Source organism: Nocardia aegles (genome assembly GCF_052545135.1).
Map to the genome: position 1 here is coordinate 199,499 of NZ_JBQWRI010000007.1, position 18,100 is coordinate 217,598.

13 protein-coding genes are annotated in these 18,100 nt (G+C 67.7%); 11 read left to right on the forward strand and 2 right to left on the reverse strand.

The window, feature by feature from the left end; all coding sequences use genetic code 11:
* The first annotated feature begins 175 nt into the window (after positions 1 to 175).
* Positions 176 to 976, forward strand: a complete 801-nt coding sequence (locus tag ACT89H_RS20515; protein WP_445110378.1) for an HAD family hydrolase — start codon at positions 176 to 178, stop codon at positions 974 to 976.
* Between the two features lie 129 nt (positions 977 to 1,105).
* Here the strand turns inward: ACT89H_RS20515 and ACT89H_RS20520 are convergent, their stop codons facing one another.
* Positions 1,106 to 3,286 (reverse strand): N-acetylmuramoyl-L-alanine amidase, encoded by a 2,181-nt coding sequence (locus ACT89H_RS20520; protein WP_445110235.1) that lies wholly within the window; start codon positions 3,284 to 3,286, stop codon positions 1,106 to 1,108.
* A 355-nt stretch (positions 3,287 to 3,641) separates the two neighbouring features.
* Between ACT89H_RS20520 and ACT89H_RS20525 the strand changes: the two genes are divergently transcribed.
* Both ACT89H_RS20525 and ACT89H_RS20530 read left to right on the forward strand, forming a co-directional pair.
* Positions 3,642 to 5,051: an LGFP repeat-containing protein gene (locus ACT89H_RS20525; RefSeq protein ID WP_445110236.1), complete on the forward strand. Its 1,410-nt coding sequence runs from the start codon at positions 3,642 to 3,644 to the stop codon at positions 5,049 to 5,051.
* Positions 5,052 to 5,207: 156 nt separating this feature from the next.
* Entirely contained in the window at positions 5,208 to 5,969 is a 762-nt protein-coding gene (locus tag ACT89H_RS20530) for a MerR family transcriptional regulator (protein ID WP_445110237.1), read from the forward strand.
* Positions 5,970 to 6,143: 174 nt separating this feature from the next.
* Here ACT89H_RS20530 and ACT89H_RS20535 read toward each other — a convergent pair whose 3' ends face one another.
* Positions 6,144 to 6,776 carry a TetR/AcrR family transcriptional regulator gene (locus tag ACT89H_RS20535; protein ID WP_445110238.1) on the reverse strand — a complete coding sequence of 211 codons (633 nt, stop codon included), beginning with the start codon at positions 6,774 to 6,776 and terminating at the stop codon, positions 6,144 to 6,146.
* A 108-nt stretch (positions 6,777 to 6,884) separates the two neighbouring features.
* Here ACT89H_RS20535 and ACT89H_RS20540 point away from each other — a divergent pair, with 108 nt between their 5' ends.
* The 8 genes from ACT89H_RS20540 (at position 6,885) to ACT89H_RS20575 (ending at position 17,225) form a co-directional block, all read left to right on the forward strand.
* Entirely contained in the window at positions 6,885 to 7,607 is a 723-nt protein-coding gene (locus ACT89H_RS20540; protein ID WP_445110239.1) for an SDR family NAD(P)-dependent oxidoreductase, read from the forward strand.
* Positions 7,608 to 7,811: 204 nt separating this feature from the next.
* Entirely contained in the window at positions 7,812 to 9,038 is a 1,227-nt protein-coding gene (gene glf, locus ACT89H_RS20545; RefSeq protein WP_445110240.1) for a UDP-galactopyranose mutase, read from the forward strand.
* 7 nt (positions 9,039 to 9,045) lie between these two features.
* Entirely contained in the window at positions 9,046 to 11,058 is a 2,013-nt protein-coding gene (locus ACT89H_RS20550) for a glycosyltransferase (protein WP_445110241.1), read from the forward strand.
* A 74-nt stretch (positions 11,059 to 11,132) separates the two neighbouring features.
* Entirely contained in the window at positions 11,133 to 11,693 is a 561-nt protein-coding gene (locus ACT89H_RS20555) for a phosphatase PAP2 family protein (protein WP_445110379.1), read from the forward strand.
* A gap of 1 nt (position 11,694) precedes the next feature.
* A complete protein-coding gene (locus ACT89H_RS20560) occupies positions 11,695 to 12,621 on the forward strand; it encodes a decaprenyl-phosphate phosphoribosyltransferase (protein WP_445110242.1) in 927 nt (308 codons plus the stop codon).
* Between the two features lie 4 nt (positions 12,622 to 12,625).
* On the forward strand, positions 12,626 to 14,566 hold the full coding sequence (locus ACT89H_RS20565) for an arabinofuranosyltransferase AftB family protein (protein WP_445110380.1): 1,941 nt from the start codon (positions 12,626 to 12,628) through the stop codon (positions 14,564 to 14,566).
* Between the two features lie 228 nt (positions 14,567 to 14,794).
* A complete protein-coding gene (locus tag ACT89H_RS20570) occupies positions 14,795 to 15,862 on the forward strand; it encodes an alpha/beta hydrolase (protein WP_445110243.1) in 1,068 nt (355 codons plus the stop codon).
* A gap of 301 nt (positions 15,863 to 16,163) precedes the next feature.
* Complete coding sequence (locus ACT89H_RS20575) at positions 16,164 to 17,225, forward strand: alpha/beta hydrolase (protein ID WP_445110244.1); 1,062 nt, start codon at positions 16,164 to 16,166, stop codon at positions 17,223 to 17,225.
* The last annotated feature ends 875 nt before the right edge of the window (positions 17,226 to 18,100 follow it).

An 18,100-nucleotide genomic window follows, 5' to 3' on the forward strand; every position in this document is an offset into this window, starting at 1 on the left:
GGCTGGGCGGGCCAGCGTAGGTATTAGCCCCCGATCATAAGGACGTGGTTCGCTGCGCGCGTGCCACACGACATCCGGGCATGTCCGAGGCTCAACCGGCCACACGGCCGGGCGCGAGCCCGGAGTCGTCCGGCAGGATGGACGGGTGACGCCCCTGCACCTGCCCAAGCCGAAGATGGTCGCCACCGATGTGGACGGCACGCTCATAGATCGCGACGAGCGGGTGACCGCGCGGACCAAAGCGGCGGTGGGCGCGCTGATCGCGGATGGCGTGCCGTTCGTACTGGCCACAGGGCGTCCGCCGCGCTGGATCGATCCCGTGGTGCAGGGGCTCGGGTACGCGCCACTGTGCGTCTGCGGCAACGGAGCGGTGATCTACGACAGCGCCGCCGACCGGGTGCTGGCCAGCATGACGTTGGACGTGCCGACGCTGGCCTGGCTCGCCGACCTCGCCGAGCGGGCCCTGCCCGGCTGCGGTCTCGCCGCCGAACGCGTCGGCGAGAGCGCCCACGACGCCGTGACGCCCCAGTTCGTCAGCTCGCCCGAGTACGAGCACGCCTGGCTCAACCCCGACGACACCTCCGTGGCCAGGGAGGAGGTCATCGACGCACCCGCCATCAAGATGCTGATCCGGCTGCCGGGTGCGCGCAGCTCGGACATGCGCACGGTGCTCGCGCCGCTGATCGGCGAACGCGCCGACATCACGTACTCGACCGAGCACGGGCTCATCGAACTGTCCGCTCCCGGCATCACCAAGGCCGCGGGGCTGGCGGTGGTCGCCCAGCGGCTCGGCGTGAACGAATCCACCATCGTCGCGTTCGGCGACATGCCCAACGACGTGCCCATGCTCACCATGGCGGGTCACGGTGTAGCGATGCGCAACGCCCACCCCGAGGCTCTCGCCGCCGCCGACGAGATCGCCGAATCGAACACCGACGATGGAGTCGCGCGCGTCCTCGAACGCTGGTGGGTGTGAATGTGTTGGTTTTCAGCGCCTGCGGCGGTCAGGGCGTCTGGACGCCAGGGCGCCGAGATGCGTGCGGAACGACTCGGAGCCCGGGCGTGGGGCGCGGGCTCCCAGTGGAAGTCGACGGCTTGTTCGGTATCAGCCCTCGGGTGACGGCGATGTAGCCGGGAACGCGGCTGGGGCCGGGCCGTGTGGTGGGGGTACAGCTGCCGGACGCGATGGGTGCAGCTGTGCCGGACCGGTCGAGGCCGGTGCGCCTGCCGGTCTCTGGGCGAGCGGGGTTCGTCCGGGTGCGGGGCCGATCGGCGGTGCGGGTGCGGCTGGGGCGGGGGCGCCGCTCGAGTAGGTCTTCCACACCGTCGTGATGATGCCGGTGAGCTGGTTGAGGATCAGCGAGCCGTGCTCGAAGTCGGCGCGCAGGCCGTCGGGGACGGGTAGGGCGTTGCGCAAGGGGAGTCCCAGCACACCCGTGTCGGCCCCGAGTTGCAGGAAGCGGTTCAGGATGCCGCCGACCACCTCGACGACCTGTCCGTCCGCGGTGGTGTAGGCGTAGCCGTTGGAGAATCTCGCGTACTGCTGGCCCTGCGCGGCGGGCAGCACGTCCGACCGCACCGCGCCGAGCGGGCCGTTCGGTCCGCCCGACTGCGACCAATGCCTGGCGATGATGTTGTCCTGCACCATGTTCAGCAGCTTGGTGGTCAGCGCGGCGAAGGCCGACAGATCGGATTCGGCGGGTGGGGCGGCCTGGCTGTCGTGCGTGCCGGGGGCGCCCGGTGCGCCGGCGGCGATGTCGCGGATCCGATCCATCAGCGCGTACGCGGCGTCGCCGGGGCAGGTGGTGTTGCCGACGTCGCGGTGCGCGAAGACGACCGGCAACCGCACCGCCTCGCCCTCGGCGTACGAGGTGAAGGAGGTGCCCTCGGAGTACATCGTGGTGGAGCCCTTGGGATCGAGTCCGGCGACCTTGGTGCGCCAGCCGACGAAAGCGCCGATCGCCTCGATCGCCTCCTGGGTCGGTTGCTCGGACTCGTAGTTGCCCATCAGCGCGACGCCCGAGGTGTTCTCGTTGAACCCGCCCGCGTGCGCACCCTGCACCGGGCGGTCGAGGCCGCCGAAGCGTCCCTCGAAGATCTGGCCGTACTTGTCGACCAGCGCGTTGTAGCCGATGTCGCACCAGCCCAACGTCTTCGCGTGATAGGTGTAGATCGCGCGGACGATGCCCGCCGACTCGGCCTTGCTGTAGTCGTTGCGGCCCGCGGTGTGGTGCACTGTGACGCCGCCGAGATGGTCGTCGTAGGTCGGCTGGTCGCAGCGAATGGATTCGTCGGCGCCCCACTGGGCTCGGGTGATCACACTCGGTCCACCGCCGGGCAGCGTGGCTGCGACGCTGTGCAGGTCGCTGTCGGCGGGGGCCTGCCCGGGATCGATCAGCACGGCGGTCAGGTCTTCGGCCTGCTGAGCCGGGTCGCCCGGTCGCGACTGATCGTCCGCGATGGGTCCGGGCTGCGCCACCGGTTGGATCGTCGGAGCTGCTTCCTTACGGGTGACCAGCACCTGTACCGCGTTCGTGTTGCCGACGTAGATCGGCTCGGTTCCATCGGTCGGGCCGGGACCGGAGTGATCGGTGCGGTGGGTCTCCACCGGTTCGGTGTCGTACCAGGGTCCCCAGGTGCCGTCGGGTTGCCGAGCCCGGATCGTGGCTTTGGTGTCCGCCAGCTCTCGCGCGGTGAGTGCGACCATGCTGAACGGGGTGTCGCTGGAAAGTTCCTTGACCTGGGCCCCCACCTGGCTCATCAGTTCGGGGGCGACCGCCCCCGGAGACAGCGCGGGGGTGTCGGGAGTGGTGCCGGGCTGGAGCCGGGCCGGATCGGCGATGAAGCGCACACTGCTCGTCGGGCGCTCGGTAATCTGCTGACCTGGGGAATTCGTGTTTTCCGACGTTCGGTTCGGAATGAATTCGGCACCCGAGGTTTGAACGGAATTCGAACTGGGTATTCGCGCTCCTTTCGGTGGCTGCGCGCCCGGCGGCAGCGGCCCGTCCGGAATTGGAATGCCCGCGGCGGTCGGCACCATGCGCAGGTCGGAAAGATGCAGGTCGGGCAGCGTCAGGCCGGTGAGTTCGCGCAGCGGTAACACGATATCGGGGGCCCGCGTGAGTGCGACCTCGGCGAGTTCGGCCGCGACGGCAGCCGGTTCGCTGCTGGTGGCGGTGCGGTAGTCGTTCGAATCGCTGAGCATGAGCGTGCCGAGTGGGGCAGCTACCGCGAGGATGGTGACAACCGGTAGCACGTAGGAGCGTTTCGGTTTGCGGTACCGCACGAGCGTCTCCAATCAGGTCGTACCAGTGATCATGTGTGATTCAGAGTCACTTCCTGATGTATCAATGATCACAATAGCCACATCAGTCACATGGCTAAACCTCTGGTTGAGAATTATGTGATTGCCTGAATGTAGCTCGTTGATTGCTGGAGCGTCTGGAAAACGTGCGGAAAAGGTGAATATCTGCTGGCCCGGTAAACCACGGGAGTGAACGGATGCATCGTGATACACGTATGCGGGGGTCAGGAAAATGCTGGTGAAGGCGATATTCCGGAGCGGGAAGCGAGATCGGCGCCCGCATCGGCGAGCGAGGCGCCGCTCCGGGAGAGCGTGGCTGTTGCTCAGTGGAGTTGGCATGATCGCTGGAGCCCTCATCACGGTCCCGGCCTGGTCGGTCGACGCGCCGTATCGCCCGCTGGCGGGGCCGGGGCACAGCGGCGGCTTCAGCCAGGTAGGCGCCTTCGAAAGCGCGCGAGCGGGGTGGGGAGCCGAACGCATCCTCGCGCACTACTACCCCGGTGCGACGCTCGGCACCGTCGCACCCGGCGCCATCCGGGTCCGCCTGACGGCACAGGACGGCTCCTCGCTCGACGCCTTCGCCGCCACCGGCCTGCGAGTGGCGGGCAGGCAGGTGGTGCCCGGCCAAGCCGCGCACCTCACGCCGTTGCCCGGTGGCGGCGCGAACGTGGCGGTGACGGCCGGCTGCGACGGTGATGTGCTGTGGCAGACCTCGACCGACGACCCCTGGATCCGTCCGATCGACCCACGCCCGAATCGCCCGGTGGCGGAACATCTGACGCTGTGCGGCGGTCTTTCCTACCGCGGCGCGCTCGGCGTCGCCCGCGAGGACGGCGCGGCCCGCACGATCAATGAGGTGGATGTCGAGGATTACCTACTCGGCGTGGTCCCGGCCGAGGTGCAGCCCAACTGGGCGGACCGGGGTGCGGCCGAGGCGCTGCGTGCCCAGGCGATCGCGGCGCGCTCGTATGCCCTTGCGGAGCAACGTTATCCGTACGCGCAGACGTGCGACACAACGGCTTGTCAGAGCTATCCCGGTACCGCGCGGGAAGATCCGAGGACGGCGGCCGCCGTCGCGGCGACAGCGGGCGCGGTGCTGCTGCGCGACGGCCGGATTCTGCGGACGGAGCCCTCCGCCGCGCCCGGCGAAGCGGAACCGGCGGATACCCACACCATGGACCTCGGGCCTGCGCCCGACGAACTGCCCAACACCACGCCGGCCGCGGATCCGCGCACGCAGGCGGCGGTCCCCGAGTCGGCGATCGATGTCGAGTACCGCCGCATCGGCGGCGCGAACAGTTCCCTCGGTGCGCCGGTCGGACCGCAGATGATCCTGCCGCAGCGTGCGGGGATCTACCGGATGTACACCAACGGCATGATCATCGTGACGCCCACGCTGGGCGCGCGGGTCGTGGACTACTCGCGCATGTTGCAGGTAGTGCCGGAAGCCGCTGGAACGCAGCAGCTTCCGTCCACCGCGCCGCCTGGCGCCGCGCTTCGGTCCGAGGCGGTCACGCCCGATGGTGTGGCTCGGCCCGGCGCACCCGGTGGTGCGGCCGCCGCGCCTGGCGGTGCGGCTCGGCCCGGAGATGCCGGCACCGCACCTTTCGGTGGCTCGGCGTCGGTCAGCGATAGGCCACCGCCGGTCGGTGCGACGCCGCTGGGGTCCGCTGCGCGGCCTGCGGACACATCTGGAACCGCTGGATCTCTGCCCGCGTCGCCTGCCTCGGCCCTGCCCTCCAGTTGATGCGATGTCGCTTCGGGGCTGGTCCCCGGTGCTGCGCGTGACCCCGGTACCTCGGCCGAACCGCGATGGCGCAGGGGCTGCGTTTCGGGGGTTGACATTGACGTAACGTCAACTTGCAAGCTGGTTGCACCGACGCGAGCACGAGGGGAAGACAAGGTGGTGGGCGGCAAGGAATGGTCCATCCAGGATCTGGCGAAGGCGGCCGGTACCACCAGTCGCACGCTGCGCCACTACGGGCAGCTGGGACTGTTGCCGCCCAGCCGGATCGGAGCAAACGGCTACCGGTACTACGACCAGGACTCCCTCGTGCGGTTGCAACGCATCCTGCTGCTGCGGGAACTCGGCCTCGGCCTTCCGGTCATCGCCGAAGTTCTCGCCGGAGAGCGGGAAACCGCCGCCGCGCTGCGTACGCACCTGGAACTGCTCCGGCAGGAACAGGATCGGATCCGGCGGCAGATCGAGTCGGTGCGAACCACGCTGCACAAGACGGAAAGAGGTGAACAACTCGTGGCAGCAGAAGTTTTCGACGGCTTCGACCACACGAAGTACAAGGACGAGGTGATCGAACGCTGGGGCAAGGACGCCTACGAGAGCGGTGACCGCTGGTGGAACTCGATGTCCGACACGGACAAGAAGAACTTCCAGCAGACCCATCTCGACATCGCCGCCGACTACGGCCGGGCGCACGCCGCCGGGCTCGCGCCCGACGCCGACGAGGTGCAGGCCATCGTCCAGCGCCACTACGAGTGGATCGGCATCGGCTGGCAGGGGCGTCCGGTGGTCAAGGAGGCATTCGCCAACCTCGGCGAGATGTACGTGGCCGACCCGCGTTTCGCGGCCAACTACGACGTGCACGGCGCCGGCACCGCCGAGTTCGTGCGCGACGCGATGAAGGTCTACGCCGAGCAGCGGCTGTAGAGCGCAACCATCCGGCGGCCGGTACGCACAGGCGTGTACCGGCCGCTGGTACGTCAGGTGGCGAAGCGGGGTGATTCGCTGTGCGAAGGCCGAGTGGGCGGCTGTCCATCGGCGCCGCATCCGGGATCGCAGCACTGAGTGTTCGGCGAAGGCGACGTCCTGGCCCGAGCCCGGTCAAGCTTCGCTGTCGCGTCCGAGCGCGTGCATCAATTGGTCTTCCGTGATGGGAGGCACCGGCAGCGGGTGGGCGGCCTCCGCGCGCAGGCCGTCGAGTATCAGGGCGAGGTGACGACGCCAGGCTTCCGGGGCGATGTGACTGGTCGCCTCGACGATCCTGGTGTGTGACCAGGTGATGAAGGCGATGTCCTCGAGCACCCAGTCGGGGCGCAGCACACCGGCGTCCTGCGCGCGAGTGATGATCCGGCGCATCAGGCCGTGGCCGTGCTCCTGCGCCCGCGCGATGGCGGGACTGGGCGCGGCCCGCACGGCCAGTTCGCTGAGCAGCCGGTCGGCGGCTTGCAGTGCGCAGACCCGCTCCACCAGGTAGACGAACGACTCCCACGGGTCGGGTATGGCCAGCGCGTCCTCCGCGATGCGGCCGCCCGCTTCGATCCGGTCCTCGACAGCGGCCGCGATGAGGTCGTCCCGGGTGGGGAAGCGGTTGTAGAGCGTGCCGATGGCGACTCCGGCGCGGGCGGCGATCTCTTTCAGCGGCGCGTCGAGCCCGCGTTCGGAGAAGACGGCGCGGGCGGCGGTCACGAGCGCGTCCCGGTTGCGCTGGGCATCGCTGCGTAACGGCTTGTCCACGGGCCGATCCTACAAATCGGGCAGGCGCAATATTTTGAGCCTTGGTTCAAGTTAATGCTACTGTCGCCGCATAACTTGAACCATGTCTCAACTTAATCTGGAGTGGCAATGTCCAAGACCATCGCGATCTTCGGCTACGGACCCGGCCTCGGTGTCGGCACGGGACGCCGATTCGGGCGCGAAGGATTCCGGGTGGCCGTCATCGGGCGTGATCCGCAGAAGGCGCGACGGCACGCCGACGAGCTGACCGCCGAAGGCATCGAGGCCGCGGACTTCCCCGCGGATGTCACCGTCGCCGCGCAGGTCACCGGCGTGATCGAGAAAATCGAGGCGACCTTCGGGACGATCGACGTGGCCATGCACGGCGCGGCGGGCAACATGAGCGACCGGCTGCCTTCCACCCTGGAGGTGGACATCCCGTCCCTCGACGCGCCGATCGCGCTGAAGCTGCACTCGCCGATCCTGGTGACGCGGGCGCTGGCACCGAAGATGGTGAAGCGCGGCGACGGCGCGCTGCTGTTCTCCTCGGGCTCCTCCGAGCATGTCGTGACGCCCTACCTGGCCAACTTCGGCATCGCGCTCGCCGCTCAGCGTGGATACCTGCGCCAGCTCGCGGTCGAATTGCGCGGGACCGGCGTCTACGTCGGATTGCTCAACATCGGCGCGCTGATCGACGGCAGCAAGGCCGCGCAGATCATCGACGAGAATCCGGAGCTGATCCCGGCAGGGCTGGAGATCGTCCGGATAAGCGGCGCCCAACTCGGCGACCACTACTGGCGGCTGTACACCGAGCGGGACAAGGTGGAACTCGACGTCGGTTTCCCGGCCTGAACCGAGAAGACCCCTTGATCGCGCACCGGCCGGGGCCGGCCGCGGCCGGTGCCAACCTGTCGTTTTCCGGAGAAGCCCATTCCGGCAAACATTCGGCGAAATGTTGAGGTCAGGGGCATGAAATCGGGTGTGGTGAGCGGTGCCGCTCAGCACAGTTCCGACTGCACCCGGACACGGCCGGGACTTCCGATACTCTGGGCTCCCGTGACCGTCGCATCGTCCCCGGGTACCACCGTCCATTCCGCCTCACAGTTCGATCTGATCGTCGTCGGCTCCGGATTCTTCGGGCTGACCGTTGCCGAACGCGCCGCCACCGTGCTGGGTAAACGGGTTCTGGTGATCGAACGGCGCCACCACATCGGTGGCAACGCCTACTCCGAGCCGGACCCGGAGACCGGGATCGAGATCCACAAGTACGGCGCCCACCTGTTCCACACGTCGAACAAGCGGGTGTGGGATTACGTCACCCAGTTCACCGAGTTCACCGGCTACCAGCACCGCGTGTTCGCGATGCACAAGGGCCAGGCCTACCAGTTCCCGATGGGGCTGGGCCTGGTCTCCCAGTTCTTCGGCCGCTACTTCTCGCCGGAAGAGGCGCGCAAGCTGATCGCGGAGCAGGCCTCCGAGATCGAGACCAAGGACGCGCAGAACCTCGAGGAGAAGGCCATCTCGCTGATCGGCCGCCCGCTCTACGAGGCGTTCGTGCGCGACTACACCGCCAAGCAGTGGCAGACCGACCCGAAGGAACTGCCCGCGGGCAACATCACCCGCCTCCCGGTCCGCTACACCTTCGACAACCGCTACTTCAACGACACCTACGAAGGCCTCCCCCGCGAGGGCTACACGAAGTGGCTGGAGAACATGGCCGCCTCCGACCTGATCGAGGTGCGCCTGAACACCGACTGGTTCGAGGTGCGCGAGCAGCTGCGCGCCGAGAACCCGGACGCGCCGGTTGTCTACACCGGCCCGCTGGACCGCTACTTCGACTACCGCGAAGGCGAACTGGGCTGGCGCACCATCGATTTCGAGACCGAGGTGCTGCCGCTGGGCGACTTCCAGGGCACCTCGGTGATGAACTACAACGACGCGGACGTGCCCTACACCCGCATCATCGAGCCGCGCCACTTCCACCCCGAGCGCGACTACCCCGCCGACAAGACGGTGATCATGCGGGAGTACTCCCGCTTCGCGCAGACCGGCGACGAGCCGTACTACCCGATCAACACACCGGAGGACCGGGCGAAGCTGCTGGCCTACCGTGAGCTGGCCAAGCGGGAGACCGCCGCGGCGAAGGTCGTCTTCGGCGGACGTCTGGGCACCTACCAGTACCTGGATATGCACATGGCGATCGGCAGCGCGCTGAGCATGTTCGACAACGTGCTGCGCCCGCATCTGGCGGACGGCGCGCCGCTGGTCGACCAGGAGGCATAGGAGCGGAATGACTTCTCAATCCATTCTGGAAGACATGACCACCGAGACCCGCGCGAAGTCGCTGTTGCAGCGCATCATCCTGCCCCGGCCGGGTGAGCCGCTGGACGTGCGCACGCTCTACGTCGAGGAGTCGGAGACCAACGCCAGGCGAGCGCACGCGACCACCCGCACGTCGCTGTCGATCGGCGCGGAATCCGAGGTCTCCTTCTGCACCTACTTCAACGCGCTACCCGCGAGCTACTGGCGGCGCTGGAGCATCCTGTCGTCGGTGGTGCTGCGGCTCGAACTGGCCGGTCACGGCCGCGTGGACGTGTACCGCTCCAAGGCCGACGGCTCGCGGATCCACGTGCAGGGCAAGGAATTCGCGGTCGCGACCGCGGCACCAGCGTCGGGCCCGGAGGAGGTAGCGGAGCGTAACCACGCAGGGACCTGGGAGGACCGCCAGTACCACAGAGCCGCCGACTCGGTGGTCGTGGAATTCGAGACCGACCTGGGCCCGTTCGAGGACGGCGGCTGGATCTGGTTCGACATCACCACCGACACGGCGGTCACGCTGCTGTCCGGCGGCTGGTACGCGCCGGTCGAGGCGCCCGGCGAGGGCAGCATCGCGGTCGGTATGCCCACCTTCAACCGGCCCACCGACGCGGTGAAGACCCTCGCCGCCCTCGGCTCCGACCCGCTGGTGCTGGAGAAGATCCAGGCGGTCATCATCCCGGACCAGGGTACGAAGAAGGTCGTCGACGAGCCCGGCTTCGCCGAATCGGCGGCCGCGCTCGGCGATCGCCTGGCCATCCACGACCAGCCCAACCTCGGCGGGTCCGGCGGCTACAGCCGGGTCATGTACGAGGCGCTGAAGACCACCGACGCCGAGTACATCGTCTACATGGACGACGACATCGAGATCGAGCCGGATTCGATCCTGCGCGCGCTGGCCTTCGCCCGTTTCGCCAAGTCTCCGGTGCTGGTCGGCGGCCAGATGCTCAACCTGCAGGAGCGCTCGCACCTGCACGTCATGGGCGAAGTGGTCGATCGCGGCATCTTCATGTGGACCGCGGCGCCGAACGTCGAGTACGACCACGATTTCTCGAAGTACCCGCTCAAGGACCGGGACAACTCCAAGCTGCTGCACCGGCGCATCGACGTCGACTTCAACGGCTGGTGGACCTGCGTCATCCCGCGGCGCGTCGCCGAGGAGCTGGGCCAGCCGCTTCCGCTGTTCCTGAAGTGGGACGACGCGGAGTACGGCCTGCGCGCCCGCGCGGCCGGGTACCCCACCGTCACCCTGCCCGGCGCGGCGGTGTGGCACATGGCCTGGAGCGACAAGGACGACGCGATCGACTGGCAGGCGTACTTTCATCTGCGCAACCGCCTGGTGGTCGCCTCGCTGCACCTGCCGGGCAATGGGCGCGGCATGGTCGTCAACACGATCAAGGCCACCCTGAAGCATTTGCTGTGCCTGGAGTACTCCACGGTGGCGATCCAGAACCTCGCCATCCGCGACTTCCTCGCCGGCCCGGAACGGCTGTTCCAGCTACTGCCCAGCGCGCTGGGGGCGGTGCACGAGCTGCGCAAGCAGTACCCCGACGCGGTGATCCTGCCGTCGTCCACCGAACTGCCGCTGGCCAGCCACATCGGGGTCGGGGCGGTCGGCGAGCCGGCCAATCCGCTCGCCAAGCTGACGCGGCTGGTCAAGGGCGTGGTGCACAACTTCCGTCCCGCGCGCACCGAACACCACCAGACCCCGCAGCTGAACGTGCCGACGCTGGACGCGCGCTGGTTCCTGCTCTCGCAGGTCGACGGCGTCACCGTCACCACGGCCGACGGCCGCGGCGTCGTCTACCGCAAGCGCGACCCGCGCCAGGCGCTCTGCCTGTTCCAGGAGGCCATGCGCCTGCGCAAGGAGCTGGCCGCCCGTTTCCCGGAGATGCAGCAGCGCTACCGCGCCGCCCACCCGCAGCTGACCAGCACCGCGGCGTGGGAGCAGGTCTTCGGCATCGACACGAAGGATGAGCAGCAGTGAGCCTCGGAGCGAGCGCCGCCGACGACGCGGCGGTGCAGCCGCCGCCGCACAGCGCCAACGGCCACGGCGGCCCGGTGTCCGCGAACCCCCCTGGGGCCGGGCAGGCGCCGCCGGAGGTCGCGATCATCAACGCCGTCCAAGCCACCCTCGGCAGCAAGCCCGCCGTGGTGTCCGCGGCGCGCGGCCTGTCGCACTTCGGTGAGCACGCGCTGGGCTGGGTCGGCATCGCCGCCGCGGGCTGGCTGGTGGACAAACCGCGGCGCAGGCAGTGGGCCGGGGTCGCGGTCGGCGCGGTCGGCGCGCACGCGGCGTCGATCGTGATCAAGCGCGTCGTTCGCCGTCCGCGCCCGAATGATCCATCGGTGCAGGTCAACGTGGGGACGCCGAGCAAACTCAGTTTCCCGTCCTCGCACGCGACCTCGACGACGGCAGCGGCCGTGTTGCTCGGGAAATTGACCGGGCTACCCTTGCCTGCGGTGCTCGTCCCCCCGATGCTGCTTTCGCGGGTGGTCCTCGGGGTGCACTACCCCACCGACGTGCTCGCCGGTTCCGCGCTCGGCGCCGCGTCCGCCGCTGCCCTGCTCGCCGCCGAAAAGAGACTCGACAGTGACCGCACAAGAAAGAGCCTTCGTTGACATGAGTGAAGAGCCGACCGGCGCCGACCTGGCCGAGGCGGTCGTCAAGGGCCCACCCAAGACGCTGGCCGGCGGTCTGTTCAAGGCAGTCCGTCCACGGCAGTGGGTCAAGAACGTATTGGTGCTCGCCGCGCCGCTGGCCGCGGGCACCGCCACCGATGTGGACGTGCTCGCGCCGGTCGGCATCGCCTTCGTGGTGTTCTGCATGGCGGCCTCGGGCATCTACCTGGTGAACGACGCGCTCGACGTCGAGGCCGACCGGGCGCATCCGACCAAGCGGTTCCGGCCGATCGCCGCGGGCGTAGTCCCGGTGAACCTGGCCTATCTGCTGTCGGCGCTGCTGCTGGCCGGGTCGATCGCGGGGTCGTTCCTCGCGTCGTGGCACCTGGCCGTGGTGATGGCGGTCTACATCGGTATCCAGCTGGCCTACTGCTTCGGGTTGAAGCATCAGGCCGTGCTGGACATCTGCATCGTGTCCTCCGGCTTCCTGCTGCGCGCGGTGGCCGGTGGCGCGGCGGCCAACATCCAGCTGTCGCAGTGGTTCCTGCTGATCATGGCCTTCGGCTCGCTGTTCATGGCCGCGGGCAAGCGTTACGCGGAGCTGCAGATCGCGCTGGGCACCGGCGCCAAGATCCGTAAATCGCTGGAGTACTACACGCCCACCTACCTGCGCTTCATCTGGACGCTGGCCGCGACGGCGGTCGTGGTGTTCTACGGGCTGTGGGCGTTCCAGCAGGACGGCATCAAGGACACCAACTGGTTCGCGATCTCGATGATCCCGTTTACCATCGCAATCCTGCGTTACGCGGTCGACGTCGATGGCGGCGAGGCCGGGGAGCCGGAAGAGATCGCGCTGGGGGACCGCGTCCTCCAGCTGCTCGCAATCGCCTGGATCGGAGCGGTAGGTGTCGCTGTCTATCTCACCTGACGAGATGCTGGTAGCGGAGCGAACGGAATACGCGGCGGAGCGGTCGGCTGATGAGTCGTCCGGCTCCGCGTCGCGGTTCGCGCGTCTATCCAAAGCCACGTTCGTCGGTGGGATCACGCTCACCGTTGTTCTTTTCGCGGTCGGAGGCTGGCAGCGGCGGTGGATCGCCGATGACGGTCTCATCGTGTTGCGCACGGTGCGCAACCTGCTGGCGGGCAACGGCCCCGTCTTCAACGAGGGCGAGCGCGTCGAAACCAACACCAGCACCGCGTGGACCTATCTGGTCTGGTTCTTCAGCTGGCTGACCCAGGCGCGGCTCGAGTACGTGGTGCTCGGCGTCGCGCTCACGGTGTCGCTGGCCGCGGTCGTATTCGCCATGCTCGGCTCGGCGCGCCTGTGGGGCGGGACCCGCACCGGGTTGTTGCTGCCCGCCGGCGTGCTGGTCTACATCGCGCTGCCCCCGGCCCGCGACTACGTCACCTCGGGTTTGGAAAGCGGCTTGGTGATCTGCTGGATCGGTCTGCTGTGGTGGCAGCTGATGCGCTGGAGCCAGGCCGAGTCGGTGCGCCTGCCGGGTCTGCTCGGACTGGTCTTCCTCGCCGGGCTGGCCCCGCTGATCCGTCCGGAGATGACCCTGGTCGGCGCGCTCGCGCTGCTGATGATCTTCTGCGCGCCCATGCCCGAGAGCAGACTGCGGCCGATCGTGCTGCGCGCGGCGATCGTCGCGGTGGCCGGACTGGTGCCGCTGGGCTACCAGATCTGGCGAATGGGCTACTACGGCCTGCCCTACCCGAACACCGCCGTCGCGAAGGACGCGGGCGGCGCCAAATGGGGGCAGGGCTTCACCTACCTCTGGGACCTCGTCGGTCCGTACTTCCTCTGGGCTCCGCTGCTGGTGTTGCTGATCGCCGGTGTGCTCGCCGCGCGTACGGGTGCGACCAGGACGGCGGGTGCCGGGACCGGCGAGACGCGCGGCTGGTCGATCGGCCGGGTCCGGGCCTGGCTGCGCTCACCGGCCGCGGTGGTCACTTCGGTTCTGGCCAGCGGGTTCCTCCTGACCGTCTACGCGCTTCGGGTCGGCGGCGACTTCATGCACGGCCGAATGCTGCTGCCGCAGCTGTTCCTGTTCCTGCTCCCGGTCGCGGTCATTCCGATCCGGGCGCCCCGAGGGGGCGTGCGCGCGGCGACCATCGCCGACTGGTCTTTCGCGGCGGTCGCCGTGGCATTCGTCGGCGTCGCGGGCTGGGCGCTGTTCGCCGCTAACACCACCGCGATCAAGACCGGCACCAAGATCACCTCCACCGGCATCGTCGACGAGCGCGTCTACTACGTGCTCAACACCGGGCACGACCACCCGATCCTGGCCGAGGACTACCTGGACTACCCGCGCATCCGCGCGATGGTCGACGACATCGCCAACAGCCCGAACGGCGGTCTGCTGCTGAACTCGCCGTCGTTCATGTTCTGGTACATCGCTCCGCCGCCCCAGCCGATTCCGGCCGGTGGCGCCGCGCACACGGTCTACTTCCTGAATCTCGGGATGACCAGCATGAACGTTCCGCTGGACGTGCCCGTGATCGATCCGATGGGCCTGGCCTACCCGCTGGCCGCGCACACCGACCGGCTCACCGACGGGCGGATCGGCCACGACAAGAGCCTGTACCCGGACTGGGTGATCGTGGACACCGGCATGGTGGACAAGAAACCGTGGCTGCCCTGGTACCTGGACGAGAAATGGGTCGCTCAGGCGCGCACCGCGATGTCCTGCCCCGACACCCAGGCTCTGCTGGTCTCCTACCGCGATCCGCTCACCTTCGAGCGCTTCCGGCACAACCTGCGCAACGCGCTGCACTTCGCGAAGTACCGAATCGACCGGGTGCCGAAGTACGAGATCCAGCGGTGTGGACTGGTGGATCCGTTCCCTCAGCCCGTCCCGCAGCGCTGATCCCGTGAGTCACAATCGGCCCAGAAGGCACGGCTGCCCCAATAGCCCCATTTTGCGAGGAAGATGAAGTGGTGTACGCCGCTTTATCTCTTTTTGGTAACGCCGCCGTGTCGATACCGATATACGCTACGACCGTATGCCCGGCCTGGCGTCCATCGGTTGTGGGCGATGGCGGGTTACCGTGTGGACGGCTTGCCGCTGTCGCTGTGAAACGAAAGGTTGAAACTGATGCGAGGCGTGATCGGGCGTCGTCTTAATTCTCGAAGAGCGGGTTCCTGGCTCAAGCGGTCCATGCTGGTCTCGCTGGCCGTTCTGCTACCGCTCGGGGTGTCGGTGGCAGGCCCTGCCGCCCCGGCTTCCGCCGCGTTCAATCCAGATGGCATGGACTTCTGGGTCGACTCCGAAATGGGGCCGATCAAGTCGCGCATCTTCCGCGCCGCCGACGGCAACACCGGCCGCGTGGTGTACGCGCTGGACGGCATGCGGGCGCGTAACGATCTGAGCGGCTGGGAGATCGACACCGAAGTCGCGCGCGAGCTGACCAAGTGGAACATCAACGTGGTCATGCCGGTCGGCGGCCAGTCCAGCTTCTACGCCGACTGGAACGGTCCGAGCGACTTCTTCGGCCTCGGCAGCGCGGGCTCGTCCTCGACCGGTTCGGCGAACTCCGGCTCCGGCCTGCTGACCGGTTCCGCGGGCGGACCGGGCAAGACCACCACCTACAAGTGGGAAACCTTCCTCACCAACAACCTTCGCTGGGCGCTGCGCGACCGGCTCGGGTTCAACCCGAACGGCAACGGCATCTTCGGCCTGTCCATGGGCGGCAGCGCCGCGCTCACCTTGGCGGCCTACCACCCCGATCAGTTCCGGTACGCCGGTTCGTATTCCGGGTACCTGAACATCTCCGCGCCGGGCATGCGTGAGGCGCTGCGCGTGGCGATGCTGGACGCGGGCGGCTACAACATCGACGCGATGGCGCCGCCGTGGGGCCCGCAATGGCTGCGAATGGACCCGTTCGTGTTCGCGCCACGCCTGAAGGCGAACAACACCCGGCTATGGGTCTCCGCCGGCAGCGGTCTGCCGAGCGGGGCGGACGGCATCAGCTTCGGCACGCTCAACGCGATGGGTCTGGAGACGCTGGCGCTGGCCAACACTCGCGCGTTCCAGGTCCGCATGCTCACTCTGGGCGCGAACAACGTCACCTATGACTTCCCCGCCGTGGGTGTGCACAACTGGAACTACTGGGCCGACGAGGTCTACCGGATGATCCCGGATCTGTCCGCGAACATCGGCTAGTAACCCGGTCATAGCGAAAAGGTCGCTTCGCGCCATCGGCGCGGAGCGACCTTTCGGCGTTTATCCGGTCGTCCGCGGGTGCATCGGCAACGAATATGAAGAGAAAAGGCTTCGGTAGTTGTGGTATGGATCACTATCCAGCAACATGAAGGCATTCGTTTCCATTGATACCCGAACAACCTGTGCCAAGGTCGACTCGTTCCGTTTTCTTGGTAGGCGTCGCGTCTTGGTGCCCGATGAGTGACCGGTTGCGATTGCTAAAAGTTTGCTAGCCGGGCCGTCCGAAGGAAAGGTCGATGTGATGCGTAGTGCGCGCGGGAAGCGCGGGCCCCAAGGGTCCCGAACAGCCGGATCGTGGTTGCGGCGATCCGCCCTCGGCATCGCCGCGGCGATGCTGCTGCCGCTCGGGGCGGCCATCACGGGCACGGGCGCCACGGCGTCGGCGGCGTTCGACCCCGCGGCATTCGATTTCTGGGTCGATTCCGGCATGGGTCCGATCAAGACCAGGATCCTGCGCGCCGCGGACGGCAACACCAATCGCGTCGCCTACGTGCTGGACGGCATGCGGGCGCCGGAGACACTGAACGGCTGGGAGATCGAGACGAACATCCCGCAAGTCCTGGCGAGCCAGAACATCAACGTGGTGATGCCGGTCGGTGGCATGTCGAGCTTCTACGCCGACTGGATCGCGCCGAGCGAGTTCTTCGGCGTCCCGGCCGGCGCGGGCTCCAACACCGGTTCCGGCGGGCTGAACGGGTTCGCGGGCGGCCCGGGCAAGAGCTACCGCTATCAATGGGAGACCTTCCTGACCAAGGACCTGCGCTGGGCACTGCGCGACCGGCTCGGATTCAACCCCAACCGCAACGGCGCCTTCGGCCTCTCGATGGGCGGTAGCGCGGCGCTGACCCTGGCGGCATACCACCCGGACCAGTTCAGCTTCGCGGGCTCGTTCTCCGGCTATCTGAACAACTCGGCGCCGGGTATGCGCGAGGCGATCCGCGCCGCCATGCTGGACGCGGGCGGGTACAACGTCGACTCGATGGCCCCGCCGTGGAGCCCGCAGTGGCTGCGGATGGACCCATTCGTGTTCGCACCCAACCTCATCCACAACGGCACCCGCTTGTGGATCGCCGCGGCCAGCGGCCTCCCCTCAGCAGGCGACCCGCCCAGCTTCGCCACCCTCAACGGCATGGGGCTGGAAAGCCTGGCGCTGGCGAACACCCGCGCCTTCCAGGTCCGGATGGCGACCCTGGGCGGCGGCAACGCCGTCTACTCCTTCCCGCCGTACGGCATTCACGCCTGGAACAACTGGGCCGACGAGGCCATGCGAATGATCCCGGATATGTCAGCGAACATCGGCTGAATTTTTTGGCGGCGCCTGCGGCACCGCGTGTTCGCGGCCCCTTTATGGCTCGCGCCAGAGCGGACGAGACTCGCGCCTGCGGCGCATGCGCTTCGTCCGCTCTGACGCGAGCCGGGCCGCGAACGGTGCTCGTAAGACTCGCACTCGACTGGGTTCGGTGAGTGGGGATCTTGCGTTTTGTGTAGTGGGCGGGTGGTTGGCGGGGGGTGTATTTGTTCGCGTTTTGCGTCGTTGTGTTGCTGACCGGGAGGGCTTGGCCAGTGGTGCTCCTAACTTGCCTGGTGGTGCCCCTGAGCAGTGGGGGTTGAGGTGGCGAGCTAGAGGAGTTGGGATAGGGGCAGGAGGGAGTTGGGATAGGGGCAGGAGGGGGTTGGGATAGGGGCAGGAGGGGTCGGCGGGGCGGAGCTTCGGGGTGTGGAGCACACTTCGTTTAGTTTGCTGATTGATCGCTAATTCGCTGTTATCGGTGCTCAAGGCTGTTTGCTTGGGATATTCGCGCAGCTATCACGGCAGATCTCGGCTTTGATCACGGCGCGGTCACGGGGTTGATCGGGTGCCGTCGTGTGGAGCGGGTGCTCGGCAGGCGTGTGCGGAGGCCGTCGGGCTGTCGGGATTGCGAAGATCTCGGGCCGGTGCCAGTTCCCGTCAGAGGCGCAAAGATCTTGCGTTCCAACACGACATCACCGCGAGAACGCGATAAGGTCACCGCATCATTACCTTGCGCGAACGGACGGATTTCGGCAGTGGGAAAGGCCCGGATCTTGCTAAAGCGAGGGGCGTCGAATATCGTCCAGCGAGCGCAAGTGTGACCAGATCGTTGTAGCGCCGTCATGGAGCGGATTGTCGGGACCATGTTCCGTGACGCGCGTCTCGTT